Genomic DNA, 13,884 nt, shown 5'->3' on the forward strand with positions numbered 1-13,884 from the left:
TTCATTTTAGTTCACCTCCCTTCATTGAAAGGGAAGCTGTTTTGCCTCTATTTGCCAAGGGATGTTTAACCATTAAGTATTGAATAAAATAGAAGATTCCGATATTCATAATGATATCGCCAATACTAATGATTTGTGTTCGTGGGTAAGGGTCACTTATTGGAATCACATCACCCAAAAATCCCAGATTTGATTCAGTTGTTAACATTGCATGTTTAGCATACAATCCATCTTTTAGAGCTTGGATATAGCCCGGATCTAAAACTGCTGCAGCCTCTACCGAAACAGGCATCCTGCCGCCATTAAGAACCATCACTAAAAAGTTTAAAAAGACCCCAATAAAAATAAGGATAAAGCCAGGATTTTTACGATTTAAAAATAAAAAAACCAATCCAATGATGTAGACAACGATATAAATAGATCCACTCAGTTGTCCTAAAAATACACTATCATTTTGCAGCGTAAATACAGCTAGTTGGACGACTAGCAACAGTGGGAATACCCAGCCCCACTTTAAATTTAACTGAGAAAAAGCCTTTAAATTACCCTTCCTGAGTAATCCTACAATAAACGAAATAAGTATGCCATCAAATACCATTAGTATTACCTGCCTATGCCTAGAATTAAATTAAATAAAAAAGAAGATTTAGTAAAGGGTAAATATTCCCATAATAATAATAATAATAATATTGCTGAATTTTGTCGAATTCAAGTATAAAATGTGAAATATTTGTGTATAAATTGGTGCCTGTCACCGCTCGTGGACACTTTCCACCTAGGGTGGACACTTCCGCCCCTCAGGCGGACAGTTGCGGCCAAAAAAGACCTCAAACTATAAAAGTTTGAGGTCTTGATAGTGTTAATTTATCATGCAAGAGGTTCGAATCTACCTTGATTCCTTCTATATTATTGTTTTACAAATTGCTGATTGATGTAAGTGTACGTTTCTGACTGCCCTTGATCGCTGAGAAGCTTCAGTGTATTATCCACTAATTTTGCATCGGACATGCCTTTTACAGCCAGGTCTGCACGGAGACCCACACTGCCATTCTCGGAGATCGGACTGTATACCCACACAAACGATTCGAATGTTTGACTGAGTGCCATAATTACAACCTCTAGAGTGCCATTAACATCAAAATCATACTCTGTATGATAGAAGGAGAAACCTTCTTTTAGTACACCCTTTTCATCAAAAGGTGATACTTCTTCTGCATTAATCACCAAATCAAAGGGGGTTTCAATATTCTGGTTGTCGGTCAATACTAAACTCTTACCACCCATTGGATTTCCTTGCCCGAAGATCATTTCCTGTTGTTCGCCATTTACATGGAAAACAAAGGGTTCTTCACTTTTCCATTCTTTAAATGGATTGAGATCAAGGTTTTTGACTTGCTCGGAGGCTGCTGCTTTCGTTGTTGTTGGAACGGATTCCACATTTTTTTTGTCTGCTAAGAGGTCATATCCAAAATATAACCCGCCTCCAACTGCCAGGGTAACGAACAGTACGCTGCTTACTTGAACACCATACTTTTTAAAAAACTTAAAAACAGTACCCGCACTCTCACTTTCAACTTCCTTTACCAATTTTCTAAAACTGTTTGTTGAAATCATCCTCAGCTCTTTTCGAGCACTTTTATTCTTCCAAATTGACCTTGGATGTGATTTCAAATATGCCTTTAGTGCCCGGTGATAATGATGATCGTGCTGAAGGTTTTTCTCAATCCACTTAATAAAGGATAACATTTGCTGATCGTCAGCATTTTTACTCATATAAGCGAATAGCTGAGGATAATAATAACTCCCTTTCTCATCATAAAATGCCGCTAGTATGTGCTGGAAGTATTTCTTTGAAATGTTATTCCGCAATACATTTTTTAATACCTCTCGAAGTTCTTCCCGAATGGAAGCTGATAACGGTTGAAGCGCCACCCCAACGGAAACAACAGGTGTGTGGAAAAGTTGTTGAAGCACCTTCAAAACTTCGTATTTATTGATGTTCTGATTATCCTTTAAAACATTTTCGGTAAGCCTGCCAGTCGAAAAATACGCATATGCCTCTATTTGGTTGAGGGTTATATTCTTCAATTCAATCTTATCTACTAACGCAATCTCTAAATAAACCATCATCCTGTCTTTTAATTTTGAAAAATCTACATCCAGGTTTGTTGCCTGAAATGCTTTTACCGCATTCGCTGCTTTAAATAGGTCCGAGGCTTCTCTAACAGCGTTAGCCGTCTTTTGGATTGTCAGTATCCGAAAATAACGATTCTTAATTAAATTAGGCGAAATTTCAAGTAGTATATTAATCTGTGCTAAAATGTCCTCCACACTAGTGAGATTAAATTTTTTATCAAGAAAAGTCTTTATCAGAGGTGTGTAGTCTGGATTCTGATTAATAAACTCCAGTACATGTCTGTATGTATGGTTATGGTCTAGAATCATCTTCCATAGATCATGTATGATTGATTGGTCCTGGTAATGTTCGAGTGTATTCAGAATAAAGGCAAGCTCTTCATCCTTAAGGGAATTCTGGTTAGATTCTAGCACAGTTTTAAAAATTTCAATATCTCTGCTCAATACGAATGTCTCCCTTATCAGTTTCTACTATTATCGTAATCAATCATGGAAAAATTAAATAGTTAAATAAAAAGACCATTCTGGACTTCTTATTTTTCACTTTTAGAGATTGGAATAAATTTGTTAAAGATTCCGACGCAGGTGACCTTTCCTAAGCCTATCTCGGAAAAATCAGTTTTATAGACTGAAAAAATGAAGTAATCTGATTCCGTTGTTCCCATATCGAAAACCTTTTCCCCAGCTAATGAAAGAATCCCTTTTTCTAGGATATTCGAAGATTGATCCATCGCCTCGTGCGTAATCCATTCTACGTATTGCGAACGTCCAGGTTTTGTTTCTGATAAGACAAATACAATGACTATCAATAGGATAATAGAAATGATCTTTTTCACTTTTCAACCCCTATTCTAATAATTGTTAATTTTACCTATTTTAAGTATAAAGTGGGAGGATATGCTTGTAAATACAATTGGAGAGATTAACCTTGGTGCTAACTCCCTAGTAATATGATAAATTATAACTAATTAACATTTAAGGAGATAACCCATTGTCAAGAAAATGGAAATGGACCATTGCATGCTTACTTTTCCTATTATTATTAAATGGACTTGGAATTTTAGCTGTAGAGCTTTTTGGAAAATAAGAAGGGTGTGCGATTTAGTAGGGCAGGAGTGATATATAGATGACAACGAACTTAACTGCACCAATTTCGAAAAAGCTTCTGTTTGGACTTCTCACCATTACGATAGGGGTTGAAATAATCCTCTATTTAAGCGGCTACAGCCAATTAGCTGGTACCATATACGACGCCATTATGGTATCTTCTTTTTTTATCGGATTGAAGCTTCATCGTAGACTAAGTAATGGAATCAAAAAAACAAAGTTACAGCATATTCAACAATTTATTGGCGCTTTTTTACTCTTTATTCTCGGCAGCACCGTTATTAATATCTATTCCTCTTACGCTTTTCAAGATTTTAGCAATGATTATGAGCAATATGTTGAAGATTACACAGAAGTGGTATCTGCTGAGAATGAGATAGCAAAACCAAGCGAGTCGATTGAACCTGTTGAAAAAATGTGGGAAGTAATCGATGAAATCGATCGTGTAGGATACGATATTTTTACCGATATCCTTGCCGGTCTCGAAGAAGTTTGGCGATTGGCGTATATCATACTCATCCTGTTAGTTTTTAAGAAGGTCTTCCCAAAACGCTGGCAAAGCGGGCGGCGTGACGGTTTTGTCTTGGTTGCGCTTTTTGTTACCTCTGTGCTATTTGGTATTGACCATACACTGAGTTCAATTCAATCATGGCAATATGAAATTGGGGCAATTGTTACCTTTGCCAATATGGGTTTATTATTTGGATTTATCTTACTGTGGACGAGAAATCTCTGGGTGACGGTTCTGGTGCATTCAGTTTACGATATCCTTGCAACGCTTTCCTGGTATTACGTTGAATTTATTCTTGAAATCACTGCGTTGATTCTATTACCTATTTACTTGATTTTAATGGCAATAGAAAATCAAAAGGTCAAAAGGTCTAGTGAAATTGTAGTTACAGAAGATATAGCTAATTAAAATTGGAGGAAGTTACCTAAGATGGTAGCTTCTTTTTTTGTAGATGAGTATTTTATTGCTAAAAGAGGACAGATACCGAAAAAAAGAACAAACTGTTTAAATAATTGCCTCCCAGATTCATTTACATACGAAAAAATACGAATGATTTTGAAGAAAAAAACAAAATCATTCGCATTTAATCGCTTACATTTTGTTGTTTTTCTATTTTACTACAATAAATGACTAAAAAAATGACATAAAATATAAAAATTTTACAAAAAAAGACTATCAATCTACCAAATAAATTAGTAGAATAATTCTGCAATACTAAATCATTTGTCAAAGGGCGGATATAGTGTGAAGAGAAAGATAAAAAGAAGCATGAAAAGACGTGTCCTTAATAGTTTTCTTGCAGTAGGACTAGCACTAACAACAGTTCCATTGAATATTTTTCCTAGTACAGTGAAGGCGGAAGGAGAAGCTGCCCCTGCTACAGCTACTCTGCGAATCTTGGAGACTACGGACCTACACAGCAATGTTTTGCCATATGATTATTTTAAAGACGCACCCGTAACCAATTATGGATTAGCAAAAACTGCCACTCTCATTCAAGAAGCTAGAACACAAGTAAAGAACTCTATGCTATTTGATGCTGGAGATACCATTCAAGGAAACCCGCTGGCTAGTTATGTAGCGAAGGTTAAAAAGCTGGGACCAACTGATACTCACCCGATTTATAAAGCAATGAATTATTTAGATTATGATGCAGCAATTGTCGGAAACCATGAATTTAACTATGGGTTAGACTATTTAAAAGATGTTCTACAAGAAGCTGAATTCCCAGTTGTAAATGCGAATGTTTACCATGATGATAAAGATGGAAATCCAGATAACGATCAAAACTACTTTGACGCATATAAAATTCTCGATAAAGAAATTATCGATAATAACGGTAATAAATCAACAATTAAAGTTGGGGTAATTGGTTTTGTACCACCACAAATTATGCGTTGGGATAAAGATAACTTAACCGGTAAAGTTATCGCAAAAAATATCGTAGAGCAAGCTAACAAATTTATTCCACAAATGAAAGCTGAAGGTGCAGATGTGATTGTCGCCATCGCACACTCTGGCTGTGATATTTTAGAAGAAGGACAAGAAGAAGCTGAAAATGCAGTTTACGACCTAACAAAGGTCCCTGGAATCGATGCTATGTTATTTGGTCATGCTCACGTAAACTTCCCTGGTGATAAATCCTTCGACGGTAAACCAGGAATTGATAATGTTAAAGGTACAATCAATGGTACGCAGGCTGTTGAAGCAGGCTACTGGGGTAACAACCTTGGTGTGCTTGACCTAGCTTTAGTTCAAGACGCAAACGGAAAATGGATGGTTGATAAAGCAAATTCAACCTCCGTTAACCGCCCCGTAAGTGCGGATACTCAACAAGATCAAAATATCGTTAATGCTGTTTCAGCCGAACATAATGCTACACTTGAATACGTCCGTGGAAAAATTGGAACTACTGCAATTCCGATGCACAGCTTCTTTACACGTGTAATGGATGACGCACCTACACAAATAGTTAACAACGCGCAAATGGACTATGTGAAAAAATGGATTGAAACAAATGCTCCTGAATATAAGGATGTTCCTGTTCTTTCGGCAGCTGCACCCTTCAAAGGCGGACGCGGAGGTGTAGCAGATTACACGAATATCACTAAAGGTGATGTAACCATTAAGAGTGCAGCTGATTTGTATCTGTTTGATAATACCTTAAAAGCTGTTGAGGTAAATGGTGATCAGGTTAAACGCTGGTTAGAAGAGTCAGCGAAACAGTTCAACACGATCAATCCAAACAGTACTGAACCTCAAGACTTACTTAATTATGATTTCCGTCCATATAATTACGATGTAATGGATGGAGTGAAATATGAAATCGATGTAACAAAGCCTGCTGGATCGAGAATTACTAAATTAACATTGTTAGATGGAACACCAATCGATCCAGCTAAAAAATATATTGTAGCAACAAACAACTATCGTGCTGGCGGAAGCGGCGGCTTAGCTGAATTAAGATCTGCAAAGGTGGTAGTGGATTCACCATTTGAAAACCGCCAAATTCTTATGGATTACATTAGTGCTCAAGGTAAAATAGCACCGGCTCCAGATAACAACTGGAAGATAGCTCGTGTTGGCGGCAATGCCAAATTAGTTTTTAATACTGCACCTGAAGCAGTTGACTATGTGGCAACTACTCCTAATGTAAAAAACCTTGGAGATTCTACAACTAAACCTGGCTATAAATTATTTGAATTAGATCAAAACATCCATGTTCAATTATTAGGAATTAATGACCTACACGGGCAGCTAGACTACTCTGCAAAAGTAAATGGACAGCCTGCTGGTGGAATTGCCTACTTATCAGGTTATTTAAAGGATAGAGAATTACAAAATAATGCTCAAACGATCATGCTGCACGCGGGGGATGCGGTTGGTGCGAGTCGTCCAGTGTCTGCGCTGTTACAGGATGAACCAACTATACACTTCTTGAATGAAATTGGTTTTGATCTTGGAACAGTTGGTAACCATGAATTTGATGAAGGTGTTAAAGAAATGAAGCGCCTAATCGAAGGTGGATCACATCCTGCAACTGCTGCTAAGTACGGTGAATTTGAAGGAGCAGATTTCCCTTACGTTGTTGCAAACGTTGTAGATGAAAAAACAAATCAGTTAATTTTACCTCCTTATTCGGTAAAAGAAGTAGATGGAGTGAAAATTGGATTTATCGGTGTTATTACAACTGAAACACCAAGTATTGTTACCGCAAGCGGGGTAGCAGGCGTTAAATTTACAGATGAAGTTGAAGCAATCAATAAATATGCAAAAGTACTTAAGGACCAAGGAATAAAATCTATCGTTGTTTTAGCACATAATCCAGGAACTTCTGCGACAGATGGAACAAAACCAACTGGTGAAGTAGTGGAGTTTGCTAATCAAGTTGATGATGAAATCGACGTTATCTTTGGTGCTCATGACCATAAATATCTAAATTCCACTGTTGATGGTAAATTGCTTGTACAATCTTACTCTTATGGTACGGCATTCTCAGATATTGATTTAACAATCAATCCTGAGACAGGTGATATTACTGGAAAATCAGCAGAAATCGTTACAACATTCCAAACTCCAGAATTCTTAGATGAAGGAGTTAAGGCCGAACTTGATGCCTACATGGCGGATATTGCTCCAACCATTAATGAAGAAGTTGGGGTAGCTGCTGTTGAGATCACTCGTACAGCGAATGAAGCTGGTGAATCAGCATTAGGAAATCTAATTGCAGATTCTATGCGTGACGCAACAAAGGCAGATTTTGCTTTCATGAATTCAGGCGGTATCCGTGACAACCTTAATCAAGGTCCTATTACTTGGGGAGAATTGTTTGCGATTCAACCGTTTGGTAATGACGTTGTTACTATGAAAGTAACGGGAGAACAAATCAGAACATTATTAAATCAGCAATTTAGTGCTGATAGAAATAGAATTATGGCTGTCTCTGGTCTGAAGTACACATGGTCAGTAGAAAAGCCGCTTGGTGAAAAAGTTCTAGATATTTTCCTTCCAAACGGGAAAAAGATTGACCCTAATGCAGTATATACGATAGCGGTAAATAACTTTATGTCAGATGGCGGGGACGGATATACCATTCTGAAACAGGGTAAAGACCGTAAAGTATGGTTAACGGATTTAGATACTTTAGTTAACTATGTAAAAGCACAAACCAAACCAATTTCGGCAGCCATTGAAGGCAGAATTTTAAATGCCAAAGAGGCAACTGTCGATTCTCCAGCAACAGGAAATGGAAATGGAAATGTCACCGATAAGCCGGCTGATAAACCTGCTGGAAAACCTATACCAAACACAGCTACGAGTATGTATAACTTGTTATTAACGGGTATCCTTTTTGTTGGACTTGGAATAACATTATTTATTAGAAGAAGAAAAGTACAGAATTAATTTGAAGCAACCTTACTCTTCATCGAGTAAGGTTGTTTTTAATATAAACAGCTTATAGTGCTTTTCGGTGCATATTTTGTTATTATGTAGATGTCTACATATATCAATCAATGATTATCCTTTTGGAGGTTTATATGAATAACCAGATAAAAGTAATGACTGTTTTTGGGACCAGACCGGAAGCAATTAAAATGGCTCCGCTAGTAAAAGAGTTAGCGAAACAGAATGATAAAATTAAATCTATTGTAACTGTTACAGCACAACATAGAGAAATGCTAGACCAAGTATTAAAAATATTTCAGATTCAACCAGACTATGACTTAAATATCATGAAAGACCGCCAATCCTTAATTGATGTAACTACCCGCAGTTTAGAAGGATTGAATAAAGTGTTTCAAGAGGTTAAACCTGATATCGTGTTGGTTCATGGTGATACCACAACAACGTTTGTGGCAAGTTTGGCTGCTTTTTATAACTCTATTCCTATTGGGCATGTCGAGGCTGGCCTGCGTACAGGGAATAAATATTCTCCTTACCCTGAAGAGATGAACCGACAGCTTACAGGAGTATTAGCAGATCTGCATTTTTCACCAACCACTCAATCGAAGGAAAACCTATTGGTTGAAAATAAGCGGGAAGATTCCATTTTTGTTACCGGAAATACTGCGATTGATGCGTTAAAAACAACTGTAAAAGACCAGTATTCCCATCCAGTATTAGATAATCTTGGCAGTGATCGGTTAGTATTGATGACGGCACATCGCAGAGAAAATCTAGGAAAACCAATGGAGAATATGTTTAATGCAATCAGAAGATTGGTTGAAAAGCACGAGGATATTCAGGTGGTGTATCCAGTGCATATGAATCCAGTTGTTCGAGAGATTGCGAATAGAGTTCTGTGTGAAAATAACCGCATCCACTTAATTGAGCCATTAGATGTAATCGATTTTCATAATTTTGCTTCCAGGGCCTATTTGATTCTAACGGATTCTGGTGGTGTACAAGAAGAAGCACCGTCTTTAGGAGTTCCGGTACTTGTTTTAAGAGATACCACGGAGCGGCCTGAAGGAGTTACGGCAGGTACACTAAAACTTGCTGGTACAGATGAAGAGACCATATATAAACTTGCGGATGAACTACTGTCTGATAAAGAAGCGCATGACCAAATGAGCAAGGCCTCTAATCCATATGGTGATGGGCAGGCTTCCGAAAGAATCGTTAAAGCAATAATGTATCATTTTAACCTAACAAATGAAAAACCAACGGACTTTGGGGAATTTTAAAATAGAGAAAGCTGACTTGTATATGAAGTCAGCTTTTCTTATTCATAAATATATTTATTACTACTCGAAAGAATCTTTTCATTTTGATCGATTACCTTGACCATAATTTCCGTGCCCTTTTTTAATTCAGTAAAAGGAATAGTAATATTTGTTGTATTTCCAGAAATTTTATCAGCCGCCGTTCCGTCAATAAAGACATAACTATTGTGTGTGAAATTTTGCCCTTTTACAACTATCTTGTCTTTACCTTTACGAATAGATATCGAAGTGATTTTTGGATCCTTGTATCCTAAACGGTAGTTCTTGCTAACCTCAATTTTCTTATTGTCGTTGAAATACATTTTACCAAATAAAATATCGTACTGAAGCATCTTTAATTCAGTTAGTGTCTCATTATCCATCTGCTCTACTGCGTAGAAATCTTCTCTAGGTATTTTTGATAACCCATCATTTAAGTATTTCGAAAGCAAATAATTCGTAAAAGGATTACCAGTTAAACCTGCTCGATTTAAGATAATAGGAGTCAGCATGGATGAACCTATATTAATACTTTCCTTTTTGTTACTGTAATTATCCCAAATTAATAATGGAGTCGAATACATATTTAAATATTCTTCATAAGAATCAGTACCTTGGTAGAAGTTTGCCTCTTCATAAACCATGTATTCATTCCCTAGTAAAGGGAGATGGTCACCAAAAAAGATAAGAATAGTCTTTTTGTCCATAGTATTTAATTCATTAATTAATCTTTCAAGGTCTTGGTCGATATCCAATAGGTTATCTGAGTAAACCTCTAACATGCTTTCTGCCTCATCTGAAAAAGAGGCATCGCCCTTTAAATGCGTTTCAATTGTTGAAAAGGCCTCCTTCTTGTCAGTAGAATAAGGACCGTGGTTTTGAGTAGTAACAGCAAAAATAAAATTTGGTTTGCCACTATTTTCTTGTTTTAGCTTTTTTAAAATTTCATCTGTGACACTTTTGTCTCGGAAAAAAGGACCATGAGCAATCGGATTTCCCATAAATTCCATACTAATAAATCGATTAAAACCTAAATCCCTGTAAACGCCGGATCGGTCATAAAACCAGTGATGCCAGGAATGAATTGCGGTTGTATCATAGCCTTGTTTTCTTAAGATAGTTGGAAGAGAAGGCAGAGGTTTCTTAACATAATTCAAATAGGCGATAGAGCCAGAGGGTAAAAAATGTGTTGATAACCCAGTTAATGCTTCAAATTCCGTATTAACCGTTGACCCGCCAAACACAGTTACATTAAGTGACCCTGAGCTTGCTTCCTGTTGAAGTTGATGAAAATACGGTAATGGATCTTGATTGAACACTACACTTTCCATTTTAGTTGGATCCCAAAAGGCTTCATTCATAATCATAATAATATTGGGTTTATCATTATCGTTTGGATATTCAGGTACATCTGATTTAGAAATAATGGTATTGATGGCTGATTGGGAGTAACCAATAGGTATCTCTTGTTTCAACCATTTCAAGTTTTGAATAAAACCTGCCATTAGCCCATCTATTTCATAGGTGGTTCTTTGATCTGTCATTTGATAAATAATCATTAACTTTCTCTTAAGGAATGTGGAATCATTAGAACTTTCGATTCTAAAAATAACGATGAATGCTGTTAGCAAAACAACAGAAGTTAAAAATCTAATCAAATTAGAACCCTGTTGATTTGGGATTTTATAAACTAGAAAAATGCCCAATAGGCTTAACACAACAAGGAAGACAATAGTCCAAAAGTGTAATGTTCCAGAGAAAAACTCAGCCATACTTCTCGCTTCTGCTGCAAGAGAGAGATCAGTTGGTAAAACAGGCACGCCGCGAATCCCTTGTTTCACATTTGAAGCTAAACCAAGAAATAACAATGGGATGGTTATTAGATAGGAAAGAATAATATAAAGTTTTCTTTTGAACATATGTAAGCTTGCTAATAGCAAAAATAATAATAAAAAATTATAGGTGAAAGGTCTAGTGTAATCTTTTGTCCATTCAAGAGCAGGACTAAACCCTCCTCGATAAAGGACTTCCGTTAAGAAAATCGTGATAAATGATTGAATTCCCGTCATTATCAAGGCAAAGATTGGTTCTTTGTGTTTTATCTTTAACATTTTGACCCCTTTCGACACCAAAATCATTGAATTTAATTTACCCTAATTGTGTACTTATATGTTTTTAGGTTAGAAAAGAACAACATAACCAGTGTAGAAATCATACAAGCACCTTAGATAGCAAACTACTACATTCTTGTTTATTGATTCTCGTTATGGAATAATTAGTTAAAAATGTAGATGATTCGTTAATTAGTAAAGTTCGGAAAGTGTTGTTCTTAGTATATCAAAGAAAGGGAGTATTAGATTGAAAAAAGTAAAAAAGGCTATTATACCTGCTGCAGGTCTAGGCACACGTTTTTTACCCGCAACAAAGGCAATGCCGAAGGAAATGCTGCCGATTCTTGATAAACCTACGATACAATATATTGTGGAAGAAGCGATAGAGTCTGGAATAGAAGATATTATCATTGTAACAGGAAAAGGTAAGAGGGCAATTGAAGACCATTTTGATTCCGCGTATGAGCTGGAACAAACCTTAATCAGTAAAGAAAAATTCGATTTATTAAAAAAGGTTCAAGAGCCATCCAAATTAGTCGATATCCATTATATTAGACAGAAGGAACCAAAAGGACTAGGACACGCTGTTTGGTGTGCTAGAAACTTTATTGGCAATGAACCTTTTGCAGTCTTACTTGGTGATGATATTGTTCAAGCAGAAACCCCGTGTTTAAAACAGTTAATAAATGAATATGATCGAACCCATTCCTCCGTTATTGGCGTAAAAAGGGTTCCTGATAATGAGACAAATCGTTATGGAATCATTGATCCTATTGAACAACAAGGGCGCTCATTTCAGGTCAAAAACTTTGTCGAAAAGCCTGAAATAGAAAAAGCTCCTTCTAACTTGGCAATAATAGGGAGATATGTGTTTACTCCAGATATCTTTATGTTTTTAGATAAACAGGAAGTGGGAGCTGGAGGAGAAATCCAGTTGACAGATTCAATTCAGAATCTAAACAAAATACAACGTGTCTTTGCATATGAATTTGAAGGAAACAGATATGATGTAGGAGAAAAACTTGGATTTATTGAAACTACAATAGAGTTTGCACTTAAAAATAAGGATTTAAAGGAGAATCTGCTAAAGTTTTTGAAGTCAAAAATTGAAGAACATGAACATTTCTAAAAATGTTATCGGTATAATAAGCAATTCTTATAAGTGTCCAATTCATTCCAATTTAATGTTTTTTTGGTGTAATTTAGGTATAATATCCTTTGGGTTAAATTTTTAATATATCAGAGAAATAAAGGGGGTCATTTCCATGGCGATTTTAGTTACAGGAGGTTCTGGTTATATCGGAAGTCACACCTGTGTAGAGCTATTGAATGCTGGATATGAAATCATAGTTGTTGATAATTTTTCAAATAGTAAGCCCGAATCATTAACTCGTGTTAAAGAAATCACTGGTAAGGATTTTAAGTTTTATGAAGTAGATATACTTGACCAGAAAGGGCTAGAAAAGGTTTTTTCGGAGAATCATATTGAAGCAGTTATCCATTTTGCTGGTCTAAAAGCTGTTGGAGAGTCTGTGTCCATACCTTTACATTATTATCATAATAACATAACGGGAACACTTATTCTTTGCGAGGTAATGAATAAATATGGTGTAAAAAAATTGGTATTTAGCTCATCAGCTACTGTTTATGGATTACCTGAACAAGTTCCGATTTCAGAGGATTTTCCGCTTTCTGCAACAAATCCCTATGGACGTACGAAGCTCATGATAGAAGAAATTTTAGGTGATTTGTTTATCTCGGATGAAAGTTGGAGTATTGCTCTTTTACGTTATTTTAATCCTATTGGAGCACATGAAAGTGGCCGAATCGGTGAAAATCCAAATGGCATTCCTAACAATCTAATGCCATATATTACACAAGTTGCAGTAGGAAAATTGAAAGAGTTACAAGTTTTTGGAAATGATTTTCCAACTATTGATGGTACTGGTGTAAGGGACTACATCCATGTAGTTGATTTATCAAAAGGACATTTAAAAGCACTTGAAAAGGTACTTCAGACAACGGGTGTAGAACCATATAATTTGGGTACAGGTAAGGGATATAGTGTTTTGGAGCTTGTTTCAGCTTTTGAAAGCGCCTCTGGCAGAAAAATCCCCTACAAAATCGTTGATAGGAGACCTGGTGACGTTGCCGTAAGCTATGCAAACCCACAGAAAGCGAAGTTAGAACTTAACTGGACAGCTGAAAAAGGGGTAAAGGAAATGTGCGAGGATTCCTGGAGATGGCAAAAATCAAATCCTGAAGGATATTAAAAAAGATGACTTTCCTAACGAAAAGTTTAGGGAAAGTCATC

At 36.3% G+C, this 13,884-nt stretch carries 9 protein-coding genes; 5 read left to right on the forward strand and 4 right to left on the reverse strand.

The window, feature by feature from the left end:
• Position 1 precedes the first annotated feature (1 nt).
• From BANA01_RS05325 to BANA01_RS05335, 3 genes are all read right to left on the reverse strand, one after another.
• Positions 2-598, reverse strand: coding sequence for a DUF5317 domain-containing protein (locus BANA01_RS05325; protein ID WP_063251982.1), 597 nt, complete (start codon positions 596-598; stop codon positions 2-4).
• 308 nt (positions 599-906) lie between these two features.
• The gene (locus tag BANA01_RS05330; RefSeq protein WP_063251983.1) at positions 907-2,580 is read right to left on the reverse strand and encodes a hypothetical protein; all 1,674 of its coding nucleotides are present in this window, start codon (positions 2,578-2,580) and stop codon (positions 907-909) included.
• 89 nt (positions 2,581-2,669) lie between these two features.
• Entirely contained in the window at positions 2,670-2,972 is a 303-nt protein-coding gene (locus BANA01_RS05335) for a DUF4359 domain-containing protein (RefSeq protein ID WP_063251984.1), read from the reverse strand.
• A 290-nt stretch (positions 2,973-3,262) separates the two neighbouring features.
• Here BANA01_RS05335 and BANA01_RS05340 point away from each other — a divergent pair, with 290 nt between their 5' ends.
• From BANA01_RS05340 to wecB, 3 genes are all read left to right on the forward strand, one after another.
• Positions 3,263-4,162: a CPBP family intramembrane glutamic endopeptidase gene (locus tag BANA01_RS05340; RefSeq protein ID WP_063251985.1), complete on the forward strand. Its 900-nt coding sequence runs from the start codon at positions 3,263-3,265 to the stop codon at positions 4,160-4,162.
• Between the two features lie 360 nt (positions 4,163-4,522).
• Positions 4,523-8,158 (forward strand): bifunctional 2',3'-cyclic-nucleotide 2'-phosphodiesterase/3'-nucleotidase, encoded by a 3,636-nt coding sequence (locus BANA01_RS05350; protein WP_082799415.1) that lies wholly within the window; start codon positions 4,523-4,525, stop codon positions 8,156-8,158.
• A gap of 134 nt (positions 8,159-8,292) precedes the next feature.
• Positions 8,293-9,441: a non-hydrolyzing UDP-N-acetylglucosamine 2-epimerase gene (gene wecB, locus BANA01_RS05355; protein ID WP_063251987.1), complete on the forward strand. Its 1,149-nt coding sequence runs from the start codon at positions 8,293-8,295 to the stop codon at positions 9,439-9,441.
• 38 nt (positions 9,442-9,479) lie between these two features.
• Here the strand turns inward: wecB and BANA01_RS05360 are convergent, their stop codons facing one another.
• The gene (locus tag BANA01_RS05360; protein ID WP_063251988.1) at positions 9,480-11,570 is read right to left on the reverse strand and encodes an LTA synthase family protein; all 2,091 of its coding nucleotides are present in this window, start codon (positions 11,568-11,570) and stop codon (positions 9,480-9,482) included.
• A 247-nt stretch (positions 11,571-11,817) separates the two neighbouring features.
• Between BANA01_RS05360 and galU the strand changes: the two genes are divergently transcribed.
• Both galU and galE read left to right on the forward strand, forming a co-directional pair.
• The gene (galU, locus tag BANA01_RS05365; RefSeq protein ID WP_063251989.1) at positions 11,818-12,699 is read left to right on the forward strand and encodes a UTP--glucose-1-phosphate uridylyltransferase GalU; all 882 of its coding nucleotides are present in this window, start codon (positions 11,818-11,820) and stop codon (positions 12,697-12,699) included.
• A 136-nt stretch (positions 12,700-12,835) separates the two neighbouring features.
• Entirely contained in the window at positions 12,836-13,843 is a 1,008-nt protein-coding gene (galE, locus tag BANA01_RS05370; RefSeq protein ID WP_063251990.1) for a UDP-glucose 4-epimerase GalE, read from the forward strand.
• The last annotated feature ends 41 nt before the right edge of the window (positions 13,844-13,884 follow it).

Origin of the sequence: Neobacillus niacini NBRC 15566 (assembly GCF_001591505.1) — a bacterium.
GTDB classification, from domain to species: domain Bacteria; phylum Bacillota; class Bacilli; order Bacillales; family Cytobacillaceae; genus Neobacillus; species Neobacillus niacini.